This is a genomic window from Nostocoides japonicum T1-X7, from assembly GCF_001046855.1.
Taxonomy (GTDB): Bacteria; Actinomycetota; Actinomycetes; order Actinomycetales; family Dermatophilaceae; genus Nostocoides; species Nostocoides japonicum.
Window position 1 is genome coordinate 3401437 of the sequence record NZ_HF570958.1, and the last position, 26768, is coordinate 3428204.

24 protein-coding genes and 1 riboswitch are annotated in these 26768 nt (G+C 71.4%); of the genes, 16 read left to right on the forward strand and 8 right to left on the reverse strand.

Going from position 1 to position 26768, the window contains the following annotated elements; genetic code table 11:
- The first annotated feature begins 4 nt into the window (after nt 1-4).
- A complete protein-coding gene (locus BN12_RS15390; protein ID WP_200901228.1) occupies nt 5-952 on the forward strand; it encodes an aminotransferase class IV in 948 nt (315 codons plus the stop codon).
- A gap of 818 nt (nt 953-1770) precedes the next feature.
- Complete coding sequence (locus tag BN12_RS24600) at nt 1771-1911, forward strand: hypothetical protein (protein ID WP_157635522.1); 141 nt, start codon at nt 1771-1773, stop codon at nt 1909-1911.
- A gap of 196 nt (nt 1912-2107) precedes the next feature.
- On the opposite strand, the gene BN12_RS15395 is transcribed toward BN12_RS24600, so the two are convergent.
- From BN12_RS15395 to BN12_RS15425, 7 genes are all read right to left on the reverse strand, one after another.
- Nucleotides 2108-2896 (reverse strand): amino acid ABC transporter ATP-binding protein, encoded by a 789-nt coding sequence (locus tag BN12_RS15395; RefSeq protein WP_048553822.1) that lies wholly within the window; start codon nt 2894-2896, stop codon nt 2108-2110.
- Nucleotides 2893-3753, reverse strand: coding sequence for an amino acid ABC transporter permease (locus tag BN12_RS15400; protein WP_048553825.1), 861 nt, complete (start codon nt 3751-3753; stop codon nt 2893-2895). Before BN12_RS15400 ends, BN12_RS15395 begins: the two co-directional genes overlap by 4 nt.
- A 33-nt stretch (nt 3754-3786) precedes the next feature.
- Entirely contained in the window at nt 3787-4647 is an 861-nt protein-coding gene (locus BN12_RS15405; RefSeq protein WP_048553829.1) for a substrate-binding periplasmic protein, read from the reverse strand.
- Nucleotides 4648-4948: 301 nt separating this feature from the next.
- The gene (locus BN12_RS15410; RefSeq protein ID WP_048553831.1) at nt 4949-5329 is read right to left on the reverse strand and encodes a PPOX class F420-dependent oxidoreductase; all 381 of its coding nucleotides are present in this window, start codon (nt 5327-5329) and stop codon (nt 4949-4951) included.
- Nucleotides 5330-5377: 48 nt separating this feature from the next.
- Nucleotides 5378-6664 (reverse strand): NAD(P)/FAD-dependent oxidoreductase, encoded by a 1287-nt coding sequence (locus BN12_RS15415; protein WP_048553833.1) that lies wholly within the window; start codon nt 6662-6664, stop codon nt 5378-5380.
- Nucleotides 6665-6677: 13 nt separating this feature from the next.
- Nucleotides 6678-8177: a gamma-aminobutyraldehyde dehydrogenase gene (locus BN12_RS15420; RefSeq protein ID WP_048553834.1), complete on the reverse strand. Its 1500-nt coding sequence runs from the start codon at nt 8175-8177 to the stop codon at nt 6678-6680.
- Between the two features lie 119 nt (nt 8178-8296).
- Complete coding sequence (locus tag BN12_RS15425; protein WP_048553836.1) at nt 8297-9217, reverse strand: dihydrodipicolinate synthase family protein; 921 nt, start codon at nt 9215-9217, stop codon at nt 8297-8299.
- A 120-nt stretch (nt 9218-9337) separates the two neighbouring features.
- On the opposite strand from BN12_RS15425, the gene BN12_RS23875 reads away from it, so the two are divergent.
- The 12 genes from BN12_RS23875 (at nt 9338) to BN12_RS15480 (ending at nt 22379) form a co-directional block, all read left to right on the forward strand.
- Entirely contained in the window at nt 9338-10561 is a 1224-nt protein-coding gene (locus BN12_RS23875; protein WP_083454683.1) for a proline racemase family protein, read from the forward strand.
- Nucleotides 10483-11475 carry a proline racemase family protein gene (locus tag BN12_RS15430; RefSeq protein ID WP_200901386.1) on the forward strand — a complete coding sequence of 331 codons (993 nt, stop codon included), beginning with the start codon at nt 10483-10485 and terminating at the stop codon, nt 11473-11475. The genes BN12_RS23875 and BN12_RS15430 overlap by 79 nt, the downstream gene beginning before the upstream one ends.
- Nucleotides 11476-11599: 124 nt before the next feature.
- Nucleotides 11600-12298 carry a GntR family transcriptional regulator gene (locus BN12_RS15435; protein WP_162233091.1) on the forward strand — a complete coding sequence of 233 codons (699 nt, stop codon included), beginning with the start codon at nt 11600-11602 and terminating at the stop codon, nt 12296-12298.
- A gap of 262 nt (nt 12299-12560) precedes the next feature.
- Nucleotides 12561-14111 carry an ABC transporter substrate-binding protein gene (locus BN12_RS15440; RefSeq protein WP_083454685.1) on the forward strand — a complete coding sequence of 517 codons (1551 nt, stop codon included), beginning with the start codon at nt 12561-12563 and terminating at the stop codon, nt 14109-14111.
- 3 nt (nt 14112-14114) lie between these two features.
- Complete coding sequence (locus BN12_RS15445; RefSeq protein ID WP_048553843.1) at nt 14115-15110, forward strand: ABC transporter permease; 996 nt, start codon at nt 14115-14117, stop codon at nt 15108-15110.
- Nucleotides 15107-15970 carry an ABC transporter permease gene (locus BN12_RS15450; RefSeq protein WP_048553845.1) on the forward strand — a complete coding sequence of 288 codons (864 nt, stop codon included), beginning with the start codon at nt 15107-15109 and terminating at the stop codon, nt 15968-15970. The genes BN12_RS15445 and BN12_RS15450 overlap by 4 nt, the downstream gene beginning before the upstream one ends.
- Nucleotides 15970-17715 carry a dipeptide ABC transporter ATP-binding protein gene (locus BN12_RS15455; RefSeq protein WP_157635523.1) on the forward strand — a complete coding sequence of 582 codons (1746 nt, stop codon included), beginning with the start codon at nt 15970-15972 and terminating at the stop codon, nt 17713-17715. Before BN12_RS15450 ends, BN12_RS15455 begins: the two co-directional genes overlap by 1 nt.
- Nucleotides 17712-19706 (forward strand): CocE/NonD family hydrolase, encoded by a 1995-nt coding sequence (locus BN12_RS15460; RefSeq protein WP_048553847.1) that lies wholly within the window; start codon nt 17712-17714, stop codon nt 19704-19706. The genes BN12_RS15455 and BN12_RS15460 overlap by 4 nt, the downstream gene beginning before the upstream one ends.
- Nucleotides 19703-20344 (forward strand): TetR/AcrR family transcriptional regulator, encoded by a 642-nt coding sequence (locus BN12_RS15465; protein WP_048553848.1) that lies wholly within the window; start codon nt 19703-19705, stop codon nt 20342-20344. The genes BN12_RS15460 and BN12_RS15465 overlap by 4 nt, the downstream gene beginning before the upstream one ends.
- Before the next feature lie 2 nt (nt 20345-20346).
- A riboswitch (cobalamin riboswitch) is annotated at nt 20347-20462 on the forward strand.
- 36 nt (nt 20463-20498) lie between these two features.
- Nucleotides 20499-20726 carry a CbtB domain-containing protein gene (locus tag BN12_RS15470; RefSeq protein WP_048553850.1) on the forward strand — a complete coding sequence of 76 codons (228 nt, stop codon included), beginning with the start codon at nt 20499-20501 and terminating at the stop codon, nt 20724-20726.
- 19 nt (nt 20727-20745) lie between these two features.
- Nucleotides 20746-21663, forward strand: coding sequence for a CbtA family protein (locus BN12_RS15475; RefSeq protein WP_048553851.1), 918 nt, complete (start codon nt 20746-20748; stop codon nt 21661-21663).
- Between the two features lie 131 nt (nt 21664-21794).
- Nucleotides 21795-22379 (forward strand): (2Fe-2S)-binding protein, encoded by a 585-nt coding sequence (locus BN12_RS15480; protein ID WP_200901229.1) that lies wholly within the window; start codon nt 21795-21797, stop codon nt 22377-22379.
- Nucleotides 22380-22915: 536 nt separating this feature from the next.
- On the opposite strand, the gene BN12_RS15485 is transcribed toward BN12_RS15480, so the two are convergent.
- Nucleotides 22916-23800 carry a hypothetical protein gene (locus BN12_RS15485; protein ID WP_048553853.1) on the reverse strand — a complete coding sequence of 295 codons (885 nt, stop codon included), beginning with the start codon at nt 23798-23800 and terminating at the stop codon, nt 22916-22918.
- 333 nt (nt 23801-24133) lie between these two features.
- Here BN12_RS15485 and BN12_RS15490 point away from each other — a divergent pair, with 333 nt between their 5' ends.
- Nucleotides 24134-25015: an AraC family transcriptional regulator gene (locus BN12_RS15490; RefSeq protein ID WP_200901230.1), complete on the forward strand. Its 882-nt coding sequence runs from the start codon at nt 24134-24136 to the stop codon at nt 25013-25015.
- A gap of 225 nt (nt 25016-25240) precedes the next feature.
- Nucleotides 25241-26299 (forward strand): ABC transporter substrate-binding protein, encoded by a 1059-nt coding sequence (locus tag BN12_RS15495; RefSeq protein ID WP_048553854.1) that lies wholly within the window; start codon nt 25241-25243, stop codon nt 26297-26299.
- Nucleotides 26300-26768: the final 469 nt, after the last annotated feature.

The following is a 26768-nucleotide window of genomic DNA, read 5'->3' on the forward strand; positions in this document are numbered from 1 at the left end:
CCGAGTGACCGAGGCCGTCGAGGAGGACGACATGGAGCCGATCGAGGAGCGGTATGCCGCGGGGTGCGCCTGGATCGAGGGCGACTACGTCCCCATCCACGAGGCGCGGATCCCCATCCTCGACACCGGGTTCGTCCGGTCCGACCTGACCTACGACGTGGCGGCGGTGTGGAAGGGCCGGTTCTTCCGGCTCGACGACCATCTCGACCGCCTGCTCCGCGGCTGCGACCGGCTGCGGCTCGCACCTCCCGTCCCCACGGAGCGGATGCGGGAGATCATGGTGGAGACGGTGCGCCGCTCCGGACTCCAGGACGCATACGTCGAGATCGTCGTGACCCGCGGCGTCCCGGCCGCGGGCCAGCGGGACCCTCGACTGCTCACCCCGCGCCTGTATGCCTACGCCATCCCCTACGTGTGGATCGTGACTCCCGAGCTCCAGGCCGACGGAGGCGCCGACGTCGTCATCGCCGCCCAGACCCAGCGCATCTCCCCGCGCGCGGTCGACCCGACCGTCAAGAACTTCCACTGGGGCGACCTCGTGCGCGGCCTGTTCGAGGCATACGACCGCGGTGCCTCCCTCGTCCTCCTCACCGACGGCGACGGGCTGGTCACCGAAGGGCCGGGGTTCAACGTCTTCGCGGTCGTCGACGGTGTCCTCGTCACGCCGAGGGACGGTGTCCTCGAGGGCATCACCCGCAGGACCGCCCTCGAGATCGCCGAGGCCTCCGGCATTCCCGTCCGGGTCGGCGACGTCTCCGTCGCCGACCTCGCACGGGCCGGCGAGCTCTTCCTCACGAGCACCGCCGGCGGCATCATGCCGGTCCGCAGCCTCGACGGACGGCACCTCGGCACGGGACCGGTGACGCGGTCGATCCACGACGCCTATTGGGCGCTGCACAGCGACCCTCGGTTCTCCTTCGAGGTCCCCTACGGTCGGCCCGCGACCGTCTGAGCTTCCTCGGGCCCACCGCGAGTCGAGGTATCCAGTGACCATCGCAGCGACACTTGTTACCTCCACCCGAGCAGCCCCACCGCGAGTCGAGGTACCCAGCAACCGCCGCAGCGGCACCCCATACCTCCACCCGACCGGCCCCACCGCGAGTCGAGGTACCCAGCGACCGCCGCAGCAGCACCCATTACCTCTACCCGACCGGACCCACCACGAGTCGAGGTACCCAGCGACCGCCGCAGCGGCACCCCATACCTCCACCCGACCGGCCCCTCCGCGAGTCGAGGTATCCAGCGACCATCGCAGCGGCACCCATACGTCGAATCGCCCGAGATACCTCTACCGACCCGCCCCTCCACGAGTCGAGGTACCCAGCGACCGCCGCAGCGGCACCCATTACCTCCACCCGAGCGGACCCTCCGCGAGTCGAGGTATCGACAGACCATCGCAGCGGCACCCCATACCTCCACCCGACCGGCCCCACCGCGAGTCGAGGTACCCTGCGACCATCGCAGCGGCACCCACACGTCGAATCGCCCGAGATACCTCCACCTGTGCGCATCCTTCCGCGAGTCGAGGTATCCAGCGACCATCGCAGCGGCACCCCATACCTCCAACCGGGCGGGCCCATTTCAGTGGAGGTATCCAGCGACCACCGCAGCGGCACCTATTACCTCCACCCGAGCGGACCCACCGCGAGTCGAGGTATCGATAGACCCGGCTCTCGACGGCGGGATGGTCCGTTTTGGAGCGCGTGACCCCGCCGCCTTAGGATGAAGTCTCTATTACTTGACGTCGAGATATTTGTTTGGAGAGGTGCAGTGAGCAGCAGCAGGGCCGTCGTGTGGGCGCGGATCAGCCGGGCGCGGGAGGAGCGGCGGATGCTGGACGACCTCCGGTCGGTCAGCCCGAGCATGCGGATGGACCTGACCGAAGCGCTCCGTCGCTCCGCCACTCGCTGAGCGAGTCCCGGCACGGCGGGTCCGCGCAGACGAGCGAAGCAGCGGGTCCGCGCAGACGAGGGGTCCGCATACGAGAGGCCCTCGGCGACCCCCATCGGGTGCCGAGGGCCTCTCGCATACCTCATCGCCGCTGCCGCAGCCGGCCGCCGTCGGCGCGCGCCGCGCGCCGCTCGCCGCGCCGCTCGCCGCTCGTGGGTCAGAAGCGCACGGCGTCGACGAACTTGCGCAGTCCCGGGGTCTCGGGCTCGGAGAGCAGCCGGCGCGGGTCGCCCTCCTCGGCGATGACGCCCTCCTCGAAGTAGGAGACCCGGTCGGCCGCCTTCGCCGCGAATGCCATGTCGTGGGTCACGAGGACGCAGCCGATGCCTTCCTCCTCCTTCAGCTTGGTGATGACCCCGAGGACCTCGGCGGCGACGGGTGGGTCGAGGGCGGAGGTCATCTCGTCGCAGAGGAGCAGTCTGGGTCGCATCATGAGGGCCCGGGCGATGGCCACGCGTTGCCGCTCGCCGCCGGACAGCTGTCCGCATCGGCTGTTGAGGTGGTGGGCCATGCCGACCTCGGCGAGTGCCCGCTCGGCGCGCTCGACGATGACCTTGTCGGACTCGCCGAGGACCTTCTTGGGGGCGAGGGCGAGGTTCTGGCGGACGCTGAGGTGCGGCCACAGCGTGTAGTTCTGGAAGATCATCCCGACCTGGTCGCGGGCGGCCTTCCAGGTCTTCTGGTACTCCCCGCCGATGACGACCCGCTCGCCCATCATGTCGATGTCGCCGTCGTCGGCCTTGGTGAGGCCGGCGATGATCCGCAGCAGGGTGCTCTTGCCGGAGCCGCTCTTGCCGATGAGGACGGCGATCTCGCCGGCGTCGAGGGTGAAGTCGACGCGTTTGAGGACGGTCCGGCCGTAGAAGCTCTTGGTGATCCCGGACAGGTCCATGAAGTGGTCGCTGGCCGGCCGCTCCTGCTCGAGCGCCTCTTCCTGCGTACTCATGAGGGGTCTCCTTGCGGGTTCAGGGACGTCAAACGGGACTCCAGCAGCTGGTCTCCCGCGACAGGCTCTCCGCCGGCGCTGCCGCCCGCGGCACCGGGGGTGGTGGCCGCCGCGGGGATCGGGATGACCGGACGCCGGCCCGGCATGAGCTGGCGCCAGAACCCTCCGGACCGCGGCGGAGCGCCCATGGTGCTGGAGCTGATGATGCGCCGCTCGACGGCGCTGGTGAAGAGCGTCAGGGGGAAGGCGATGACGAAGTAGATGATGGCGACCGTCGTGAAGACCTCCATGGGCCGGTAGGTCTGGCTGGAGAGGATGTTGCCCTGGAAGGTGACGTCGGCGACGCCGAGGGCGGAGACGAGCGAGGTGTCCTTGAACAGCGATACGTAGATCGACAGGATCGTCGGGATCTGCTGCCGGAACGCCTGGGGCACGACGATGTGGCGCAGGATCGAGATCCTGCTCAACCGCAGCATCTGGGCCGCCTCGATCTGCTCCACCGGGACCGACTGCATCCCGGCCCGGTAGGTCTCGGCCATGAAGGCCGTCATGTTCGCCGTGAGGGCGATGCAGACCGAGGGGACGGCCGGGATGGTGACGCCGAGGAAGGCGGGCAGGGCGTAGAACACCCAGAGCAGCTGGACCAGCAGCGGGGTGCAGCGGAAGACCTCGATGTATGCCTGGGCCGGCCACCGGATGATCTCGTGCTTGGACATCCGCGCGGTGGCCAGCGGGAAGCCGAGGATCGTCCCGAGGATGATCGTGATGACCGAGACCTCGAGGGTGAGCCCCAGGCCCTTGAAGAGGGTGGGGAGCGACTGGGGAATGATGCTCCAGTCGAAGTGGTAGGACGTCATGTCGTCATCCCTTGTCGGTGGAGGTCAGCCCCGTCAGGGCTTGATCTCCAGCGCACCGAGCTGGTCGACGTCCTTGTACCCCGCGGCGGCGAAGGCTCGGGCGATGCTGCCGCTGGCGACCGCGTTGTCGATGGCGATGTTGACGATCTGCAGCGACCGGGGGTCCATGGCGGTCGGGACGCCGTAGGCGACGTAGTGGACGAAGATCGCCGGGTTCGGCACGACGATGCCGTAGCCCTTCTGCTTGTTGGCCATGTCGACCGCGGTGCCCAGGTCGGCGAAGAGGGCGACGGCGCGACCGGCCTGGACGGCGCTCATCGCGTTCTGGTAGGTGTCGACGCGCAGCTCCTTGGCCTTGATGGCCTGCAGCGCGGAGTCGAGAGCGGTGCCCTGGGCCGTGGCGATCGGCTTGCCGGTCGCGAGGATCTTGGCCGCCGTCGTCAGCTTGGTGTCCTTGGGCAGGAGGAAGACACCCGGGTAGCTCCACGAGGAGTTCGTGAACTGGATCGACAGGCCCCGCTCGACGGTCTGGTCCAGGTCGGCGGCGACGTCGTAGCGGTCGGCCTGCAGGCCGGCGACGATGCTCTGCCACGTCGTCGCGACGGTCACCATCTTGACACCGAGCTCGTCCGCGAGATCCTGCATCGGGATGAGGTCCGCTCCGGTGCACGTGCCGTCGGACTTGACGTTGATCGTCGGCGGGGAGTCCGCACAGCCGACGCGCAGCTGGTGCGCCTTCTGGATCTTGGTGATCCAGGTGGCCTGCGACACGTCCGTGCCCCCGGCTCCACCGCCTCCCCCACCTCCCGCCATCTTGCCGCCGGCGAAGCCGGCCAGGACGACGACGAGCAGCGCCCCGATCACGGAGAAACCGATCTTGCTCGGCTTGGTCATGTTGATCCTCCTGTGTGGCGGGCATTCGCTCGTGCGGGCCCGGGATGGGTGGCGGAAGGGACTCCGGCGCCAGCCGCGGTCACCGTCGCATCACGGAGTCGAGCCGCAGAGTGGTCGGTTGTATGACAACCAGCGTGGTGCTTGATCGTAGGGTCGCCCCCGTGGGGTGTCAAGAGGCGAGGGGAGTCCGGTGAGCCGGTTGTGATATAGGCCGGTCCGGCGTCGACGACAGGGCGGCACGCACCGACGTCCCGCACCGCCCGGCGATCGTGTGTCGGCTCGCGCGGGAGCCGTCGGAGGACTAGTGCTCGGTGATGTGCTCGGGCGTCACGGCGACGATGACCCGCGGCGTCGTCGCGTTCTCCACGTAGGACTGCCCGGTGTACTTCTGAGAGAGCTCCTCGATGAGGGAGCCTTCGGGGTCCGGCTCGATCCTGGCGGTCCCGCGCACCTCGCTGTAGTGGTAGCCGTTGGCGTCCTCGAGCACGAGCACCCCGATCCGCGGGTCCCGCAACAGGTTCCGGTGCTTGGCGCGGCCCTCGACGGTGGAGAAGACGATCTCACCGTCGCGCTCACGGACCCACACGACGGACTGCTGCGGCGAGCCGTCGGCATTCGTCGTCGCGATGATGCCGAAGTTGCGTCCGGCGAGCAGCTCGTGAGCCTTGGGCGTCAGTTCCATTGCAGTGCAACCCTTCTGGTGGGGGTAGTACGTGACGGCGGTCGCCGGTCACGTCGGCGTCGTGGGGCGTGGCCGCATCCGCGGCCGACCGGACCTCGAGAGGAAGCGGGTGGGGGTGAACGGGGCGAGTCGCTCGGGGACGTGGCCGCTGCCGATCGCCTCGGCGATCCCCTGTCCCGTGGCGGGTCCGAGGGTCACACCCAGCATCCCGTGACCGGCCGCCACCCACGCGTTGTCCCACCCGGGAAGACGACCGATGACCGGCAGCCCATCCGGCGTCATCGGCCGTATGCCGGCCCACGGCTCGGTGTGCTCGACGCTCCCGGGCTGCCACCCGGCGAAGTACCGCGAGGGCGCCGCCTGGATCGCGCGGACACGCAGGGGGTTGACCTCGTGGTCCAACCCCGCGAACTCCATGGTCCCGGCGAGCCGCAGGCGGCCGTCCAGCGGTGTGACGGCGACCTTGGCGTCGGCGAGGTTGATCGAGCACGAGACCTGGACCGGTGCGGGCAGATAGTCGAGGCTGTAGCCCTTTCCGGGCCGGATCGGGAGACGCACGCCGATGCTGCGGGCCAGTGGCGTGGTGTGGGCTCCCGCGGCGAGGAGGAACTCCTCGCCCTCGACGACACCGGTCGTCGTCTCGACGGCGCGGACCCTCGTGTCCCCGCGGATGCGGATCACCGCGGCGTGGTCGACGAGCTTGACGCCGAGCTCGGCACACCGGTCGACAAGCCCCGTCATGAGGGTGTCGGGACGCAGGTGCCGGTCGTGGGGGAAGTAGACCCCGCCGGCGAGCGACGGAAGCAACGCGGGCTCCCGCTCGGTCAGCTCCCGGCCGGTGAGCACCTCCGGCTCCATGCCGTACTCCGTCGGCGTCGCGAGATCGGCCACCCGGTGGGCGAGCCCGTGCTCGTCGGCATACACCGACAGATAGCCCTGCCGGTGCATCTCGAACCGCACGCCGTCCGCGGCATACGCGTCGAGAAGGTCCATGGCGTGCTCGCAGAGGAGCAGGTTCGCCCGGAAGGCGGCATCGAAGTCGGCGGCATTGCACCGGCTCGCCATGGCGAGCATGAACCGGGCCACGTCCGGCCGGAGGGAGGGGCGGACGTAGAGCGGGCTGTCCCGGTGCAGCATCCATCTCAGGGCTTTCAGGACCATGCCCGGGGCCGGCACCGGCGCGGCATCGGAGGGCACGACGTAGCCCGCGTTGCCGTGCGAGGCGCCGGCCCCGAAGGCTCCCGCGTCGACGAGGGTCACCTCGTGACCGTCCTTCAACAGGTGGTAGGCGCTCGTCAACCCGATGACGCCGCCACCGACGACGACAACCCTCATGACGGGAGAGTCTTCACTGCCCGCCTGTGTCACCGGTGAAGATGGTCCGGTGCCACTCGCGTCGGGGCCGGCCGGTGATGTCGACCATGACGTGCTTCACGGTGGTGTACTCCTCGAACGCGTAGCTGCTCATGTCCTTGCCGAAGCCGGAGCCCTTCACGCCACCGTGCGGCATCTCGCTGGCCAGGGCGATGTGGTCGTTGATCCACACGGTGCCGGCCTCGATCTCCCGGCTCGCCCGCAGCCCGCGCTGCAGGTCGCGTGTCCACGCCGAGGCGGCGAGGCCGAACTCGACGTCGTTGGCCAGGTCGATGCCCTCGTCGTCGCCGTCGAAGGGCAGGACGACGAGGACGGGGCCGAAGACCTCGCGCTGCACGATCTCCGACCGCTGGTCGACGTCGGTGATGAGCGTCGGCGAGTAGAAGGCTCCGCGCGTCAGGTCGGTGCCGTCGTAACCGGTCGTCGGAGCCGCGCCGCCGCAGACGACCTTCCCACCGTCGGCCTCGGCCCGCCGCACGAATCCGTCGACGCGCTCCTGCTGGCGGCGGGAGCTGAGCGAGCCGAGGTCGGTCTCCATGGACGTCGGGTCCCCGGTCCGGACGGTCGCGAGGACGTCGGCGACCCCACGGACGAAGTCGTCGTACAGCGGGCGCTGGACGTACGCGCGCGTGGCCGCCGTGCAGTCCTGCCCCGCGTTGATGAGCGCGCCGGCGACGGCCCCGTGGACGGCGCCCTCGAGGTCGGCGTCGTCGAAGACGACGAGCGGCGCCTTGCCGCCGAGCTCGAGGTGGATCCGCTTGGCGCGGTGGGAGATCAGGCCCATGATGTGCCGTCCGACGGCGGTGGAGCCGGTGAAGGACACCATCCGGACGGTGTCGTGCGTGACGAGGGCCTCGCCGGTCGTGGCGCCGGCCCCGGTGACGACGTTGACGACCCCGTCGGGGATGCCTGCGTCGGTGCACGCCTGGGCCAGGGCGATCGTCGTCGTCGGGGTGATCTCGGCCGGCTTCACGACGATGGTGTTGCCGGCGGCGATCGCGGGCAGGATCTTCCACGCGGCCATCTGCAGCGGGTAGTTCCACGGGGCGATCGAGCCGACGACGCCGATCGGCTCACGCCGGATCATCGAGGTGTGCGTCGGCAGGTACTCCGCCGCCGCCTTGCCCTCGAGGGCCCGGGCCGCCCCGGCGAAGAACGAGACGTTGTCGATGGTGCCCGGCACGTCGAACTCGGTAGCGAGCCGGATCGGCTTGCCCGTCTGGGCCGTCTCGTCCGCGGCGATCCGGCCGGAGCGCTCCCGCAGGATCGCCGCGACGCGGTGCATCGCGTCGGACCGGTCGGCCGGAGAGGCGCGCGACCACTCCCGGAAGGCCTCGGCGGCGGCCGCCACGGCCGTCTCGACGTCGGCGGGCGTCGCCTCGGGATAGGCGGCGATCACCTCGCCGGTCGCCGGGTTGACGACCTGCTGCTCGGGGCCGGAGCCGTCCGCGGGCCTTCCGTTGATGAACTGCACGGGTTCTCCTTCCGGCCGGCGCGGGGCCGGTGGTCCGGGGTGGTGAGTGGGTATGCCGAGGGGACCCACCGGCGGTGCGGTCCCGGCGGGGTCGGGCTGGGGCGGTCGGGACCGGACCGTCAGCCGACGGACGCGAGACCCTCGACCGGGAGGCCGAGCTCCGCGAGAAGGGGCCGGACCTCGGCCAGGGCCTCGTCGGTCGGCTCCTGGAAGGGGCTGCGGACCGGTCCGACCTGGACGCCGAGGAGCCGTGTCGCGGCCTTGACGCGGGCCGTGTAGGACTCCTCGTCGAGCCAGTTCACGACGGGGACGAGGCGGGACCACAGGCTGCGGGCCGCGTCGAGATCGCCCTTCACGGAGATCGTCTCGAACAGCTCGACGGCGAGCTCGGGGAAGATGTTGGCGGCACCCCAGACCGAGGCCTTGAGGCCGTAGGACAGGCCGAAGTAGGTGAGGATGTCCCACCCGTTGCAGACCTGGAGCCGGTCGCCGTACCGTTCCTGGACCGCGGTGAGCGCGCCCGCGTCGCCGCCGGAGTCCTTGATCGACGCGACGCCCGGGATGGAGGCCAGCTCGCCGATCTCGTCGGGCGTGAGCTGCTGACCGGTCACGCCGGGGATGTGGTAGATCATGACCGGGATGTCGATCGACTCCGCGACCGCCGTGAAGTACGCCTTCAGCTCCCGGAAGGAGAGCCCGTCGTAGAAGGGCGGCACGACCATGACCCCGGCGGCGCCGACCTGCTCCGCGTGGCGGCTGAGCGCGACGGCCTCCCCCGCGGTCAGGGCGCCGGTCTGGGCGATGACCGGAACACGTCCGGCAGCGGCCTCGACGACCGTCTCGTGGAGCAGCCTGCGCTCGTCGTGGCTCAGGGCGGCGAACTCGCCGGTGGAGCCACCGGGAATGAGGCCGCCGACCCCGGCGTCGACGAGGCGGTTGGTGAGCGCGGCGAGGGCGGTCGTGTCGATGGCCGACCCGTCCTCGGTGAAGGGCGTCAACATGGCGGGCAGGATGCCCCGCAGTTCCAGTGTGGTGGTCACTGAGATTCTCCCGACGTTCGATGGCTTGAGTCGCTTGTATTACAACCAGCGGAATGCCAAAGTAGGACTCGCCGCCGGACCTGTCAAGAGGCCTTCCACGTCGGACCAAGGAGATCGCTCGTGCACGCTGACCACCTCTTCGCGGTGCTGGACGTCCACGCGGGCGGCGCGCCGTCGCGGATCGTCCGCTCCGGTCTCCCCCGCATCCCGGGCGCCACGATGATGGACAGGATGCAGGGGTTCGCCGCCCGTCACGACTGGATCCGCAAGGCCCTCGTCCTCGAGCCGCGGGGCAAGGAGATGACGAGCGTCGTCGTCCTCACCGAGCCGGTCCACCCGGATGCGCACGTCGGTGCCTTCTTCATGGAGGCCCACGGATACCTCCCCATGTGCGGCAGCGACACGATCGCCACGGCGACGGCGCTCATCGAGACCGGACAGGTGCCCGCGACCGGGCCGGAGACCGTCGTGCGGATCGACACCCCCGCGGGCCTCATCGAGGCGACGGCGCACCTCGATCCGGACGGTCGCGTCGCGTCGGTGACGTTCGTCAACGCACCCGGGTTCTGCGCCGTGTCGCAGGAGCCGCTCGAGGTTCCCGGGCTCGGACGCGTCGTCGTCGACGTGGCATACGGCGGGAACTTCTACGTCATCGCGGATGCGAGCCGGCTCGGCCTGGCCTTCGACCCGCTGCGCACCCGCCCGCTCGTCACGGCGGCGCACTCGCTCCGGGAGGCGGCGAACGCCGCTCTTCCCGTCCGCCACCCGACGATCCCGGAGATCGCCGGGATCACCCACGTCCAGCTCTTCTGGCCCCCCGAGCGCGAGGGCGGGCCGACGCGCATCGTCGTCGTCATCCCGACCGGCGGCGTCGACAGGTCCCCGTGCGGCACCGGCACGACCGCCAAGGTGGCCACCCTCTTCGCGCGCGGCGAGCTGGAGCTCGGGCAGGCCTTCACCCATGAGAGCCTCACCGGTGCCCGGTTCACCGGTCGCCCCCTCGAGCCGACCCTCGTCGGCGACACCCCCGCGTGCCGGGTGTCCATCACCGACCGGCACCGCCTCCGTCGTGGCCGACGCCACGATCTTCGTCGACCGCCGCGACGCGCTGGCCGAGGGGTTCCTCCTCGCCTGACCGACACCGCCTCGGATCGCACCCACCGGACATCACCCCCAGAGAGGACCGCGACATGCGCTGGAACCGAACCATCACCGTCGTCGACTGCCACGCCGAGGGCGAGAGCGGCCAGGTCGTCGTGGGCGGGGTGCCCCACGTCCCGGGCGACACCGTCTTCGACAAGCGCCTGCACCTGCAGAACCACGTCGACGACCTGCGACGGATGATCCTCTTCGAGCCGCGCGGCGCGGCCCACCACAACGCCAACGTCCTCGTCGCACCCGGCGACCCCCGCGCCCAGATGGGCTACGTCATCCTCGAGTCCACCGAGTATCCGGCCATGTCCGGCTCGAACACGATGTGCGTCGCGACCGTCCTCCTCGAGACGGGCATCCTCCCGATGACCGAGCCGGTCACCGAGCTGACGCTGGAGTCCCCCGCGGGCCTCATCACCGTCACCTGCGACTGCAAGGACGGCAAGGTGACCCGCGCCCGCCTCGTCAACCAGCCGGCCTTCGCCTACCACCTCGACATCCCGGTGACCGTTCCCGACCTCGGCGAGGTCGTCGTCGACATCGTCTACGGCGGGATGACCTACGTCATCGTCGACGTCGACAGGCTGGGGTTGGAGATCCACCCCGCCAAGGCCCGGGAGCTGTGCACCGTCGGCGAGGCGGTCAAGCGGGCCGCGGCCCGGCAGATCGACGTCGTCCACCCCGACAACCCCGAGATCCCCGGCATCACCAACATCGTCCTCGCCGGTCCCCTGCGTCGCGAGGGCGACGAGCTGCACGCCCGGAACACCGTCGTCGTCTCCCCCGGGCGCTGCGACCGGTCACCGTGCGGCACCGGAACGTCGGCCCGGCTCGCCCAGCTGCACGCCAAGGGGCTCATCGAGGTCGGCCAGCGGTTCGTCCACACCTCGATCACCGGGACGATGTTCGACAGCCACATCGTCTCGACGACGACCGTCGGTCCCTACGACGCCGTCGTCCCGTCCATCGCCGGGCAGGCCTGGATCACCGGGATCTACCAGATGGGGATGGACCCGACCGACCCCTTCCAGCGTGGCTTCACCCTCGCCGACACCTGGATGCGGCAGATCGACGACTTGGGGCCCGTCCACTCGGCCGCCGAGTGAGCCGGCCGCCGTCGCGCCCGACCTGGGAGCCCGGCCGGCCGGTGCCGACGGCCCGGAGTCGGTGCGCACGGCCCGAGTACAGTCGGGGCGTCGTGGCATACACACAGCACTTAGGGGGTGTCTCGTGAGCCGGAGCGTTGCGCCGATCGCGAGTGTGACCCGGCGCGACGCGGTCCTCACCGAGCTTCGCGACGCGATCCTCACCGGCCGCCTCGCCCCCGGCGACCGGCTCCGGGAGGTCCAGCTCGCCAAGGACCTGGGGGTCAGCCGCCCCACCCTCCGCGAGGCGATCTACCAGCTCATCCACGAGGGGCTCCTCGTCCAGGAGGACTTCAAGGGTGTCGCGGTCGCCACCCTCGACCGCTCCACAATCCAGGACATCGCCGTCGTCCGCTACGCCCTGGAGTCCATCGCGGCGAAGACCATCGCCTCCGAGGGGCACGAGGAGGCCCGGGAGGCACTCCGCCGCGCCTGGACCACCTACGAGAAGGCGGCCAGGGGCGGCGACCCCTCCGAGGAGAACGACGCCCACCTGCGCCTCCACGAGACGATCTGGATGGAGTCGGGCAACACCATGCTCGCCCGCATCTGGCCGATCGTCTCCGCACCGGTCCACGTCGCCCTGAGCACCGACATGGCCTCCCACTCCGGCGACATCGACCGCAACCTGCGGATGCACCGCGAGCTGCTCGACGCCATCCTCAGCAACGACCCGTCGCGCATCGAGACGACGGTCCGCGAGCACATCGAGAACAGCGCCGAGCTGCTCATGGCCACGCTGCCCGACGCCGACGGGGATCCGCGGGCCTCCGGGAGCTCGTGAGACGACGAGTCTCCTCCGCCGGCGTCGGAGGCCGGCCGCCGGGCGACGGCCCAGGAGCGGAGACCGATGTCGTCCGGACGGGTTGACCCGCCCGGTCCCGTGGCGTGCCCCGCCGCGGAACCGGTCGATCCGACGGATCCGCCGTCGCGGGAGTCCGGGGTGTCCCCGGGCCGGCTCCCCTCCTGGAGATCTTCACAAACGCCTCCGAGTGCTCTATCCTCCTGCCTAATCGTTCGCGTGAACGATTAGGCAGGAGGATCGGATGAGCCCGTCGATCGATCGCCGGACGCTCCTCGCCGGGGCCTTCGGCAGCGTGGCCACGCTCGGCCTCGTGGCCTGTGGCGCCCCTCCGCTCCAGGTGCCGAGGCAGGCCGCGACCGGCACCCCGCGACGTGGTGGCACCCTGCGGATCGCCCGTCCTGCGGCGAGCGCCGCCGAGACCCTCGACCCGGCCAGCTCGCTGTCGGCCTACGAGTACCTCGGTGCGCTCTACAACCGCCTCGTCCGGCTCGACCGGGCGGGACAGACGGTCCCGGACCTCGCGAGCGACTGGTCGTCCGACGCGGACGCGACGACCTGGAGCTTCCGGCTGCGTGGCGGGGTCCGGTTCCACGACGGCCGCGCCCTCACCGCCCGCGACGTCCGGTACACGATCTCCCACATCCTCGACCCGAAGACCGCGTCGCCCCAGGCCGGTCCGCTCGAGCTCATCAAGGGCGTCGACGCCGTCGACGCGACGACGGTGAGGTTCCGGCTGAAGACCCCGAACGCCGAGTTCCCCTCGCTGCTCACGGCATACCAGTGCTACATCATTCCCGAGGGCTCCGCCTCGACGATCGGGCGGACGGGGATCGGCACGGGCCCCTTCGTCCTCGACGGCTTCGCCCCGGCGGGGGCGGGCTCGGTCCACGCGAACGAGGACTACTTCGGCGGACGGGCGACCCTGGACCGCATCGACTTCTTCTCGATCCAGGACACCTCCGCTCGCGTCAACGCGCTCCTGGCCCACCAGGTCGACCTGCTCTCCCAGACCAACCTCGACAACCCGACCGCCCGCGTCGTCGCGGGATCCTCCGGCACGACGGTGGCCCGCGTGGCGAACGCCCAGTGGTACACCATGCCGATGCTCGCCACGAGCAAGGAGTTCTCCGACCCACGGATGCGGCAGGCGATGAAGCTCGCCTACGACCCGCGGGCCATCCTCTCGACCGCCATCCAAGGCACCGGGACGGCGGGGTGGGACAACCCCGTCCCACCCCAGCTGAAGGACTGGCTCGACCTGGAGCGCGAGCACGACCCCGACAAGGCGCGCAGCATCCTGCGGACCCTCGGCCGGGAGAACTTCCGGACGCGGATCTACACCTCCGCCTACGAGCCCAACCTCACGCCCATCGCCACGGCCTATGCGGCCCAGGCCCAGCAGGCCGGCATCCGACTGCAGATCACGAACGTCGCCGCGGACTCCTACTACACGCAGATCTGGATGCAACGTCCGCTCATGGTCAGCTACTGGTTCACGGGCCGCCCGGTCGATCAGCTGCTCAACCAGATCTTCCGGTCCAAGTCGAGCTACAACGAGTCCGCCTGGTCCAACCCGCGGTTCGACCGGCTCCTCGACGCGGCCCGTGCGGACACCAACGACACGACCCGACGACAGAAGTACCAGGACGCGCAGCGGCTCATCATCGAGGACGGAGCCGACATGACCCCCGTGTTCGGCGACCGGCTCGTGGGGCTGTCGACGAATGTCGTCAACTACTCGGAGTACGGGTTCGAGTTCGACTACCTGTCCCTCGGCCTGAAGGAGGCGTGAGCCATGATCCGCCTCGTCGCGACCCGACTGGCCACCTCGGTCGTCACCCTGTTCCTCGCCGCGTTCTTCGTCTTCTTCGCGGTCCAGGCCCTCCCCGGCGACGTCGCCCAGCAGCTCCTCGGGCAGAACGCGACGCCCGAGGCCGTGGCGACACTGCGCAAGCAGCTCGGCCTCGACGCCAACGTGTGGCAGCGCTTCGCCAGCTGGCTCGGTCACGCCGCCACCGGCGACTTCGGGACCTCCCTCGTGTCGGGGCAGTCGGTCTCCAGCACGATCTGGACCGCGTTCTCGCACACCCTGCTCATCGCCGTGCCCGCCATCATCGTCGGCGTCACGCTCCCCGTGCTCCTCGGGATCCTCGCCGGCGCCCGCCGGGGCCGGGCGACCGACTCGACGATCTCGGTCGTCGCGCTCGTCGCCATGAGCATCCCGGAGTTCGTCGTCGCCACCGTCCTCGTCCTCGTGTTCGCCATCGCCATCCCGGTCTTCCCGGCCGTCGTGCTCCGGGGCTCGGCCGCCTCGTTCTCCGAGCTGGCCTCGGCGGCGGTGCTGCCGGCCGTCGTCCTCGTCGTGGCCATGGCGGCATACATCATCCGGGCGATGCGCTCCTCCACCATCGACGGGCTGGCCACGGAGTATGCGACGACGGCCGAGCTCAAGGGCGTCCCCCGCCGGCGCCTGCTGTGGCGCCACGTCGTGCCGACCGCCATCCTGCCGGTGCTGCCGGTCATCTCGATCAACGTCGCCTGGCTCCTCGGCGGGGTCGTCGTCGTCGAGTCGGTCTTCAACTATCCCGGGCTGGGGAAGCTGATGATCGACTCCGTCTCGACCCGGGACCTCCCGGTGCTCCAGGCCATCGCCCTGCTGAGCGCGCTCATCTACGTCCTGGTGAACCTCGCCGCGGACCTCACCGCACTGGCGGCCGACCCGCGGCAGCGCACCCTCAACCGGGCGCGGCGCCGACGCCGTCGCCCCACCCTCGAGGAGGTCTCGGGATGACCCTCGCCACACGCCTCACCGGAACGAGGGGCTTCGTGTCCCGGCTGTCGACGGGGACCCGGGTCGGGCTGCTCCTCGTCGGGCTCACCGTGCTCATCGCGGTGCTCGCCCCGTGGATCGCCCCCTACGACCCCGTCGCCACCGACTCCGCCCACGCCCTGGCCGGCATGAGCTGGAGCCACTGGCTGGGCACCGACCAGTACGGCCGCGACATCCTGTCGCGCACCATCGAGGGCGGCCGGTATGCCCTCCTCGTCTCCGCCCTGTCGACCACCGCCGCCGTCGTGGCCGGCACCCTCATCGGCTCCCTCGCGGCGTTCTACGGCCGCTGGGTCGACGGCGCCATCACGCGTGTCCTGGACGCCGTGCTCGCCGTGCCGGCCGTCCTCGCCCTGCTGCTCATCGTCTCGGTCTTCGGCAACGGCCTGCCCGTCCTCGTCCTGGCCATCGCCGTCGTCTACGTCCCGGCGGTCGCCCGGGTCGTCCGAGGCGCCGCCCGGCCCGTGCTGTCCTCGGGCTATGTCACCGCGGCCCGCGCGCGGGGAGAGCGCTCCCTGCCCATCATCGGGCGCGAGGTGCTCCCGAACATCCTCGACACCGTCCTCGTCGAGTTCGCGATGCGCGCGTCCTGGGTCGTGCTCCTCGTCTCGACGCTGTCCTTCCTCGGGTTCGGCGTCAACCCCCCGACGCCGGACTGGGGCCTGATGATCCAGGAGAACCGCACGGCCGTCACGGTGGCACCCAGTGGCACGGTCGCCCCGATCTGCGCCCTCGCGCTGCTCGTCGTCGGGCTCAACCTCGCCGCCGACGGCCTCGGCAAGTACTTCGGTGTCGACCGCGCACGACGAGGAGTCCTCTGATGACGACGATGCCTTCAGCGCCGACCGCGCCGTCCCCGACGGCGGTCGTCGAGGGATTGACGATCTCCTACCAGGCCTCGGGCCACCGCGTCGTCGTCGCCGAGGACATCTCCTTCAGCCTGCGTGCGGGACGCACGCTCGGGCTCGTGGGCGAGTCCGGGAGCGGCAAGTCGACCGTGGCCCGCGCCCTCCTCGGTCACCTGCGTGACGGGTCGGCGATCGACGCGGGCACGGTGACCGTCCTGGACCACGACGTGTTCGCCCTCGACGGCGAGTCGCTGCGCCGGCTGCGCGGCGAGCAGGTGGCTCTCGTCGCGCAGAACGCCGGCCACGCACTGACGCCGTCGATGCGGGTCGGAGCGCAGGTGCGGGAGGCGCTCCTCGTCCACGGGCTGCCGGCCCAGCGGGACCGCGTCGAGGAGCTGTTCCGGCTCGTTCGACTCCCGTCGCCGGAGACGATCGGCGGGCGGTACCCCCACGAGCTGTCCGGCGGGCAGCAGCAGCGGGTGGCCATCGCCATGGCCGTCGCGACGCGACCGCGGATCCTCGTCCTCGACGAGCCGACGACCGCCCTCGACGTCGTGACCCAGGCCGCCGTCCTCGCCCTCGTCAACGACCTGATCTCCGACCTCGGGATGAGCGTCCTCATCGTGAGCCACGACCTCGGTGTCGTGTCGGCCGTCGCCGACGAGGTCCTCGTCATGAACGCGGGCCGCCCGGTGGAGTCGGGACCGACCGCGCGGATCATGAGCTCGCCGCAGGAGGACTACACGAGGATGCTCATCGAGGCGGCCCCCCGGATCCACGGGGTGCCCCTCCCCGACGACCGCGACCACCTCGACGACGATGTCATCCTGCGCTGCCGGGGCGTCGACATCCGCTACCCCCATGCTCCGAACCTCGCCGTCCGCGGCTTCGACCTCGAGCTGCGCCGCGGGGAGACGGTCGCGATCGTCGGCGAGTCGGGCAGCGGGAAGTCGACGGTCGCGACCGCCCTCGCCGGCCTCGTCGACACCGAACGAGGGGACATCAAGCTCCGGGACGCCGACGGCACGGTCCACGACCTCCTCGGATCGGCAGCCCGCCGCACCGTCACCGTGCGGAGCGCGGTGCAGCTGGTGTTCCAGAACGCCGACCTCGCGCTCAACCCGCGACGCACCGTCGGGGACGCGGTCGGCCGCCCGCTCAGGGTGTTCGGTCTCGCCTCGGGGCGGGCCGACGCCCGCGCGCGGGTCGCCCGGCTGCTCGACGAGGTCGGCCTCGGCGCCGAGTTCGCCGGGCGGGTGCCCGCGCAGCTCTCGGGCGGGCAGCGCCAGCGCGTGGGCATCGCCCGTGCGCTGGCCGCCGGCCCGACGCTGCTCATCGCCGACGAGATCACCACCGCCCTCGACGTGTCGGTCCAGGCCGCCGTCCTCGCCCTGCTCGACGAGCTGCGGCGGGAGCACGCGCTGTCCTGCCTGTTCATCAGTCACGACCTCGCCGTCGTCCGCAGCATCGCGGACCGGATCGTCGTCATGAAGGACGGCCACATCGTCGAGGCCGCGCCGACCGACCGGCTGTTCACCGACCCCCGCCATCCCTACACACGCACCCTCCTCGAAGCGGTGCTCGAGCCCGGGCATACTGAGCTGCCGGCCAGCGACGTCGACGAGGAACCCGTCGCCATCGACCCCCGGGCGTCGCTCGTCGACCTCGGCGGCGGACACCAGGTCCGGGCAGACGAAGGGGTGGACACCGACGCATGAAGCTCGTCGACATCGATCGCGGGACGATCGAGGTCCGCGATCTGTGGATCCCGATGCCCGACGGCGTCCGGCTGCATGCGCGCGCCTGGCTCCCGGCCGGCGCGGAGGGTCGCCCGGTCCCGGCGCTGCTGGAGTACCTGCCCTACCGCCTCGACGACTGGACCTCGGTCCGTGACAGCGAGCGGCATCCCTACTACGCAGCCCATGGGTATGCGTCGGTGCGGGTCGACATCCGCGGCACGGGCAGCTCCGAGGGTCTCTTCGACGACGAGTACTCCCCCACGGAGCTCGACGACGGGGAGGCGGTCATCGCCTGGCTCGCCGGCCAGCCCTGGTGCACGGGAGCCGTCGGGATGTTCGGCATCTCGTGGGGCGGCTTCAACGCGCTCCAGCTCGCCGAGCGCGCACCGCACGCGCTGAAGGCGATCGTCACGGTCTGCTCCACCGACGACCGCTACGACAACGACGTCCACTACGTCGGCGGGGCGGTCCTCGGCATCGACATGGCCGCCTGGTCGGGCACGATGCTCGCCTTCGCGTCCCGTCCCCCACGACCCGAGGTCGTCGGCGACACGTGGGTCGACCAGTGGCGCGAGCGCCTCGAGCACCAGCGTCCGCTCGCACCCGTCTGGCTCGGGCACCAGGAGCGCGACGACTACTGGCGACGAGGCAGCGTCTGCGAGGACTACGGGGCGATCCGGGCCGCGGTCCTCGCCGTCGGCGGCTGGGCCGACCCCTATCGCGACACCGTGCTGCGGCTCGTGCGCCATCTCGACGCGCCCGTCAAGGGCATCATCGGCCCGTGGTCGCACCAGTACCCCGACCGCGAGGTGGCGCCGGGACCCGGCATCGGGTTCCTCCAGGAGACGCTGCGCTGGTGGGACCGCTGGCTCAGGGGCGTCGACACCGGCGTCGAGGACGATCCCCTCCTGCGTGCCTGGGTCAACGAGCCGGAGCGGCCAGCCCCCTATGCCGCGCGCCGCGCCGGGCGCTGGGTCGGCGTCGCGGACCTCGACGACGCCCCCGTCCACGAGATCGCGCTCGGGTCGGGCCGCGCCCTCGTCCACTCGCCGTGGGCGACCGGGCAGCTCTCGGGACGCTTCTTCCCCTTCGGCAATGCCGCGGACCTGCCGCCCGACCAGCGGGCCGAGGACGGTCGCTCGCTCTGCGTGGACGTGCCGGTCGGCGACGACTCCCTGGAGCTGCTCGGCAGCGCCAGTCTGCGGATCCGGCTCCGCAGCTCCCACGACCGGGGCCATCTCATCGTCCGGCTCTGCGACGTCGCACCGGACGGCTCCTCGACGCTCGTCAGCCGCGGGGTCCTCAACCTCCTCAAGCGCGGGGGCATGGACCGGGTCACCCCGCTGCCGCCCGACGAGGACGTCGACGTCGAGGTGCCGCTCGTCGCCGCGGGGTACCGGTTCGCGCCGGGGCACCGCATCCGGGTCGCCCTCAGCAACCACTACTGGCCCTGGGTGTGGCCGCACGGCGTCGACGACACCCTCGACGTCGACCTCGGCCGCGCCACCCTCACCCTCCCCCTCGTCCCGGACACCACGCGGCCGGTCTCCTTCCCCGAGGCCGAGCATGCCCGCCCGCTCGCCGTGACCCGGCCCGAGGACGCCGAGGAGCCCCGGCCCGAGCGTCTCCTCACATACGACGTGGCACGCGGTGAGACGACTCTCGTCGTCGACCCCGGCTACGGGGGCACGTGCACGCATCCCGACGGCCTCGTGTTCCTCGAGTCGGCGGAGGAGACGTACGTCATCCGCGAGCACGACCCGGCGTCGCCGCGGGCCGAGTCGCGCTGGCGGATGCGCCTGTCCCACGACGACTGGGCCGCCGAGGTCGAGACGCGATCGATCGTCACGAGCGACGCGACGACCTTCCGGGTCGAGAACCACGTGCGCGCCGTCGCCGTCCGCGGAGAGGTTCGGGAGGTGGTCGTGGACCGGAGCTTCGAGGACCACGTGCCCCGGACCTCGGCATGACCAGGCGCCGCCTCCCGCCGGCCGCGCGACGGGCGCAGATCATCGAGGCCGCCCGGGGGGTGATCGTCGAGCGGGGCCTGGCGGTCGCCTCGTTGCGGGACATCGCCAAGGCGGCGGACGTCTCGCTGGGGACGGTCACCTACCACTTCGACGGCGTCGACGAGATCCTCAGCGCCGTCGTCGTCACCGAGTCGGAGCGGTTCTACGAGGACGTCGTCCGCGCGGCCGACGCCGAGCCCGACCCGTGGCGCGCCCTGGAGATCATCGTCGCCTCCCTCTTCGGAGACTCCGACGACGTGGCGGCCCACTGGCGCATCTGGTCCGACTACTGGGCGGCCGTCGCCCGCCGACCCGAGATGGCCGCCGCCTACGCCGACCGGATCCGCCACTGGGAGGCCTGCTGCACGCGGGTCATCGCGCGAGGCGTCGCGAGCGGCACCTTCCGCGGCGTCGATCCCGAGGTGACCGCGTTGAAGCTCGCGGCATACAGCGACGGGCTCGGCACCCAGCGCGCGCAGAACGTCGAAGGGCTGACGGCGGAGGTCGCGCGCACGTGGATGAACGAGTTCGCGCGCTGGCTGCTGTCGCCCGATGGGCGGCCGGCCGAGGCCGGGCATTGCGTTTCTCGCGAGGGGTAATACAGTTCATTCCACATGACGGTGCGAGGAAGCCGGTGGGAGCCCGGCGCGGTTGCGCCACTGTGAGCCCGGACGATCCCGGGTGAGCCAGACACTTGGCCGTCATGTCGCTTGTCCGCACGTGGGGACGCATCATCCCCGAAGGAGGCTCCACATGACCGCCATCCCGGCACCTTCATCGACCTCGGTCGCCGGTGTCTCGACCCACACCCTCTCCCAGGGCAAGCGGGTCGCGCTGCTCACCCTCACCGTCTTCCTCGCCCTGGCCATCTACTACTTCGTCGGTGTCGACGAGGGGATGACGTCGGTCTTCGGGAAGACGATGGTCATCCACGAGTGGGTCCACGACTCGCGGCACTTCCTCGGCTTCCCCTGCCACTGAGCGCCGCGTCGGACACCTCATGGAGATCCGCGTCATCGGGCGCGGAGCCCTCGCCGGCCTCATCGCCGGCGTGCTGGGCTTCGTCTTCGCCCGCATCTTCGCCGAGCCACTCGTCGACAAGGCCATCGACTACGAGTCGGGCCGCGGCGAGATCCTCAACGCCCTGCGCCAGGCCGCGGGCCTGCCGACGGAGGCTGAGGGTCCGGAGATCTTCTCCCGGTCCATCCAGTCCACGATCGGCATCGCGACCGGCATCATCGGCATCTCGGTCGCCTTCGGCGCGCTCGTCGCCGTCGGCTTCCTCCTGCTCCACGGCCGGCTGAGCGTGCGACCGCGCGTCCTCGCGTGGTGCGTCGCGGCATTCGGGTTCCTCGGGATCTTCCTCCTGCCCTTCATGAAGTACCCCGCGAACCCGCCCGCGATCGGTCACGACTTCACGATCGGGGCTCGCGGCCGGCTCTACCTCACCCTCGTCGCGCTCTCGCTCATCCTCCTCGGCGCCGCGGTCCTCGCCGCATACCGACTCGCTCCGCGCTTCGGCGGGGTGGGCGCCGTCGTCATCGCCGGCGTCGGATTCCTCGTCCTCTTCGGGATCGTCCTCGCCGTCTTCCCCTCCCTGGGGAACCTGCACGCGAACGTCGCCGTGGCGCACGAGCTGGGCTTCCCGCGAGCAGCGACGGAGACTCCCCAGCCGATCGTCAACACCCTCGGCAAGACGCTCACCGTCGACGGCCACACGTACACCGCGGGCCAGATCGTCTACCCGGGGTTCGACGCGGACGTCCTGTGGAAGTTCCGCTGGTACTCACTGCTCAACCAGGTCCTCATCTGGACGACGATCGCGCTCGTCTTCGGGACGCTGATGGAGCGGCTCCTCGGCCGGCAGGCTTCCGCACCGGCCGGCGCGGAGGCGCGCGAGCCCGCGGTGGTGGCATAGGCACTCCACCCGCCCGGCCGGCTCGGCGCGATCTGCTCGCCGAGCTGGCCGGGCTCGGGCCGTTCGTCGCCGTCGAGCTCCACGACAGGGGGGCTCCGCCGGCGCCTCCCTGGCGACCGCTGGCCCTCCTCGTGGAGGATCCCGCCGTCCTCGACGACCGGGTCGACCGCGTCCGGGCCGCCCTCCTCGATCGGTCCGGTGGGACGGCGACGGTCGAGCGCCGGGTCGCCGCCTCGGTCGCCCACCTCGGCATCGTCGCCCGGCTCATCGCGCCGGCCGTCGCCACCCGAGCGCTCCAGGCTCCCGGCGGCCGCGACAGCGTCTCGCTCGCCCCGGAGGACCTGTGGTGGCAGGACGTCCTCGGTGGCCCGGTGCCGCTGTCCGGTGTCGTCGTCGACGCGCCTCCCGACCCCCTCGGCGGGTCGGCCGTCGAGGCCCTGACCCGGCTCGTGACCCGCCGGTATGCCCTCAGCCCGTCCGTCGCCTGGGGCAACGTGGCCTCCGCGGCGAACAGCGCGGCGGCGATGGTGGGCGCGAGCCGACCCGAGCTCGCCGAGGCCGCGCGCGCCGCGGCCGACGCCTTCCTCGCCCGTCCCGAGGTGGAGGGCGGGGTGCTGCGGGCCGGGCCGGGGTTCCGCCGGCGCAGCTGCTGCCTCATCTACCGGATCGCCGGCTCACGCGAGGCCGTCTGTGGCGACTGCATCCTCGCGAGCTGAGGCCGCGCGGTGTGGCTCCACTCCGTGGGTCTCGATCGGGGCGTGTGCACCATCCCACCGACCCCCACCCCTGGCCATCTGCCACCCGATCGGGGCCTCTGCACCACCACACCGAGCCCCACCCCTGGCCATCTGGCACCCGATCGGGGCCTCCGCACCACCACCCCTGGCCATCTGGCACCCGATCGGGGCCTCTGCACCACCCCACCGAGCCCCACCCCTGGCGCTCTGGCACCCGATCGGGGCCTCTGCACCACCACCCCTGGCCATCTGCCACCCGATCGGGGCCTCCGCACCACCACACCGAGCCCCACCCCTGGCCATCTGGCACCCGATCGGGGCCGCTGCACCACCCCACCGACCCCCACCCCTGGCCATCTGGCACCCGATCGGGGCCTCCGCACCACCCACCCCTGGCCATCTGCCACCCGATGGGGGCCTCCGCACCACCCAGGCCATCTGCCACCCGATCGGGGCCTCTGCACCACCACCCCTGGCCATCCGGCACTCGCGCCCTGACGCCCTGACGGGACCGATCATGTCTCCCGGGCGGCGTGCAGGGCGTCGCGGGCGACGTCCCTGGCCCGGACAGCCCGCCGGTAGGCGCGCCGGGCCTCGACGAGGAGCCGCTCGGTCTCCTCGACGTCCCGCTCGGCCGCCTCGAGGGCCTGTCCTGCGGACGCCACACGTTCGGCCCGGGCGCGTCGCTCAGCCTCGGCCGCCTCCTTCCGGGCGGCCCGTGTATCGACGGCCGCCTTCCGGGCCGCGTGTGCGCCGGCCGCCTTCCCAGCTGCCCGCGCCTGCGATCCGGACCCTTCGTCAGTGCCGGCGGACCCTGCGTTGGAGCGCATCGCCCCGCCGGCGGCGTCCTCGTCCGCCGGCGGGGCGACGCGCAGGAGCGGTGGGCCTGTCCGAGCGAGGGCGTCGGAGAGGTCGACCTCCCCGAATCCGCTGTAGGACAACGAGGTGAGCAGCCGCCCCGAGCTCGCGGCCGTGGCCGCCGTCTCGTCGGCGAGAGCCGCGATGGCCGTGTCCCGCACCTCCTGCCGGGCCGCCGCGCTGAGGCTCCGCCCATGACGGGACGCACAGTCGACCGCCGCCGTGACGTAGGCGTCGACCGCCGCGTCACGCTCGGCGCGGAGGTCCTGGATGGCCGCGGCGTCGAGACGCGACTGCGCCTCCCGCAGTCGGCCTCCCACGTCGAGCAGCATGTCGAGGGTCGCGGCCGCCTCACGGGCCACCTGGTTGAGCGCCCACGCGGCGAGGCTGGGACGGCGCAACGTGGCGATCTCCTTCGCCGCGACCGCGTCGCCCGCCGACTTCGCGGCCGCCGCGAGCGATGTCCGGGTGCGGACGAACTCGTCCGGCGTCACGGCATACAGCGTGTCCACGGCGGTCAACAGGCGGTCCTCGTCCGGCACAGGACCGACGCTACCGAGCAGGCACGCGTCCGTCAGTGCGCGGACCCGCTGCGGACGGGCCGGACTCTCGCGAACGCCTCGTGGGGAAGCCGGCTGGAGTCAGGGCTCGGGCCATCTTCCCCACAAGCGACCGTGGCTCATCCCACATCCGACATTCGAGGGGCACCGCGCCGACGGCGGACTGCTCGTTAGGATGCCCTTACTTCTGACGAGAACGCGCCGGGCCGCCCAACCCCTGTCGAGAGCCCGCCAGCCGTGGCGGGCACGGGCGACCGGCGTCGAGAGCGATGCCTGGCCGGTGAGCGACCGACCGCGTGAAGGATGTGGTGCCCCGTGCCGACGACGAGCGCGATCGGACTCGAGCGTTTCGAGATGATGCGCGGCGAGACGTTCCATCGCCATGTCCACGACGAGCACCAGCTCGCCTGGGCCAGCGCCGGCGTCCTCATGGTCGAGGCCGACGGCCGCTGCTGGGTGCTCCCCCCGAACCTCGCGCTGTGGATTCCCGGCGGCATCTGGCACGCGACGATGGCGCTCCGGGAGACGGTCATGCGCGGCATCTACCTCGACCCGGCCGGCGTGCCCGCCGTGTGGGACGTGCCGACGGTCGTCTCCGTCTCGCCACTGGCCCATCACCTCATCGAGCACCTGGCCGGCGACCTCGCCGAGGAGCCGAGGATCCGCGCCGAAGCCGTGCTCCTCGACATCCTCCGGCCGGTCACGACGTCGGCGATCGAGCTGCCCATGCCGGCCGACCCGCGCGCCCGGGACGTCGCCGAGCTGCTCCTCGCCGATCCCGCCGACCACCGCAGCCTCGAGGAGCTCGCCTTCGCCGTGCGGTCGAGCCCGCGCACCCTCCTGCGGCTCTTCCTCGCCGAGACCGGCATGACGTTCACCCAGTGGCGGGTCCACGCGAGACTCCAGGCCGCCCTGGCGCTCCTCGCCGAGGGGTACACCGTCGCCCGGGTCGCCGACCTCGTCGGGTATGCCAGTGCCAGCGCCTTCGTCGCCGCCTTCCGCCGCGTCACGGGGCACACCCCGGCCGGCTACTTCTCGGACGGGTCGGCCGGATCGGCCGGATCGGCAGGCGTGGCCGGATCGGCAGGCGTGGCCGGATCGGCAGGCCCGGCAGGCCCGGCGGGCTCGACCAAGTCCGACGCTGCCTCGGTCGGTCGGGGCGGGCTGGCCCGCGCACGCGCCGCGGCTGGCGCATAGCCGACACGAGGTGGCGCTCGATCCCCTTGCCCACCTCGTCGCTCCCTCTTAGCGTGGTGAGGCAAGCCTTCGCTGACCTTCTGCCTGCTCGTGGCTCGGATCCCGAGGCCTCGGCCGCGCCGTGGATGGTGCGCGGAGGTCCCGTGCCGCGTGGCACGCCGCCATCGTCGGCCACCGCGTCGGCCGGCGGCCGCGCCAGGCACCCTCACCCGAGCAAGGAGAAGCATGCCCCTCGCCACCCTCGAACGCCCCCACGCTGATCCGACCCCGGCACGCGTGGCCGTCAGCCGACGGATCGCCGGTGCCGTGACCCGCCCCGGCGTGACCCGCCGGGACCTGCTCGCCGGCGGGCTCCTCGGTACGACCGCTCTCGGGCTGTCCGCCTGCGGGTCGTCGGCGGAGGGCACCGGCACGTCGTCGCCGACACGCCGGACCCGCGTCGTCGACACGGTGAAGGGGCAGGTCACCGTGCCGACCAGCCCCTCCCATGTCGTCTCCATCAACCCGTATGCCACGGCCACCCTCTACGACGTCGGCCTCTCCCCCGTCGGGGTGTACGACGAGGGCGAGGAGTACGTCTCGCCGAGATACCGGGCACGGTGGGAGAAGGCGGCGAGGATCGGTCCCCAGGGCGAGATCGACCTGGAGAAGGTCGCCGCCCTCACCCCTGACCTCATCGTCGGTGTCGACTACACGTGGAACACCGACAGCTACGCCAAGCTGACGGCGATCGCGCCGACCGTCATCGCCCCGGCGACGACGTGGCAGGCGACCGCCCACACGGTGGCCGACGCCAGCAACCGGCTCGACGCCCTCACCACCCTCCGATCGCGGCTCACCTCCCGGAGCGCAGCGATCCGGAAGGACCACGCGTCGGTCCTCGCGGCATACACGTGGAACATCCTTCAGGGCGGCTTCGACGCGGGCCGGTTCTGGCTCTACGGACCGGCATCCGACGCCGGCACGATCCTCGCGGCCGCGGGCGTCCGGTTCGCGACGGCGAGCACCCGCATCAAGGGAAGCGGCAACACGGTCGTCTCCTACGAGAACATCGACCTGCTCGCCGACGGCGACGTCATCGGCTACTACGCCGCGTTCGACGGGACGCCGAACAACAAGGGTCCCCAGCTCTTCGCCCAGCCCGGGTTCAAGGCCCTCGCCGCCGTCAAGGCCGGGCGAACCGTGCCCATCCCCGACTTCCTGCCCGGCGGGTACGGCGACGCCCTCGCCGTCCTCGACGAGCTCGAGGCGGGGTTGAAGAAGCTGGCGGCCACCTCGCCCTGACCGGTCCGGCCCGTCGATTCGAGGTGACTCGAGACCGCGACGTCACCGCTTACCTCCACCCACTGGGCTCTCCTGGAGTCGAGGTAACCCGGGACCACCGCATCGTCACCAAGTACCTCCACCCACTGGGCTCTCCTGGAGTCGAGGTAACCCGAGACCACGGCAACGTCACCAAGTACCTCCACCCACTGGGCTCTGCTGGAGTCGAGGTATCCCGAGGCGGCCGCAACGTCACTCGATACCTCCACAACGGCCTCCTCCGAGTCGAGGTAACCCGAGACCACGGCAACGTCACCAGATACCTCCACCCCCGCGGCCTCCCCGGAGTCGAGGTAACCCCAGACCACCGCACCGTCACCGCTTACCTCCACCCACTGGGCTCTCCTGGAGTCGAGGTAGCCCGAGACCACGGCAACGTCACCAGATACCTCCACCCACTGGGCTCTCCTGGAGTCGAGGAACACGAGAC

Coding starts and splice junctions, on each gene's coding strand:
- BN12_RS15410 (WP_048553831.1), bottom strand. CDS start 5,329: ATGGAACTGACGCCCAAGGCTCACGAGCTGCTCGCCGGACGCAACTTC.
- BN12_RS15465 (WP_048553848.1), top strand. CDS start 19,703: ATGACCAGGCGCCGCCTCCCGCCGGCCGCGCGACGGGCGCAGATCATC.
- BN12_RS15395 (WP_048553822.1), bottom strand. CDS start 2,896: ATGAGTACGCAGGAAGAGGCGCTCGAGCAGGAGCGGCCGGCCAGCGAC.
- BN12_RS15415 (WP_048553833.1), bottom strand. CDS start 6,664: ATGAGGGTTGTCGTCGTCGGTGGCGGCGTCATCGGGTTGACGAGCGCC.
- BN12_RS15400 (WP_048553825.1), bottom strand. CDS start 3,753: ATGACGTCCTACCACTTCGACTGGAGCATCATTCCCCAGTCGCTCCCC.
- BN12_RS15405 (WP_048553829.1), bottom strand. CDS start 4,647: ATGACCAAGCCGAGCAAGATCGGTTTCTCCGTGATCGGGGCGCTGCTC.
- BN12_RS15455 (WP_157635523.1), top strand. CDS start 15,970: ATGACGACGATGCCTTCAGCGCCGACCGCGCCGTCCCCGACGGCGGTC.
- BN12_RS15450 (WP_048553845.1), top strand. CDS start 15,107: ATGACCCTCGCCACACGCCTCACCGGAACGAGGGGCTTCGTGTCCCGG.
- BN12_RS15470 (WP_048553850.1), top strand. CDS start 20,499: ATGACCGCCATCCCGGCACCTTCATCGACCTCGGTCGCCGGTGTCTCG.
- BN12_RS15460 (WP_048553847.1), top strand. CDS start 17,712: ATGAAGCTCGTCGACATCGATCGCGGGACGATCGAGGTCCGCGATCTG.
- BN12_RS15445 (WP_048553843.1), top strand. CDS start 14,115: ATGATCCGCCTCGTCGCGACCCGACTGGCCACCTCGGTCGTCACCCTG.
- BN12_RS15440 (WP_083454685.1), top strand. CDS start 12,561: ATGAGCCCGTCGATCGATCGCCGGACGCTCCTCGCCGGGGCCTTCGGC.
- BN12_RS15475 (WP_048553851.1), top strand. CDS start 20,746: ATGGAGATCCGCGTCATCGGGCGCGGAGCCCTCGCCGGCCTCATCGCC.
- BN12_RS15495 (WP_048553854.1), top strand. CDS start 25,241: ATGCCCCTCGCCACCCTCGAACGCCCCCACGCTGATCCGACCCCGGCA.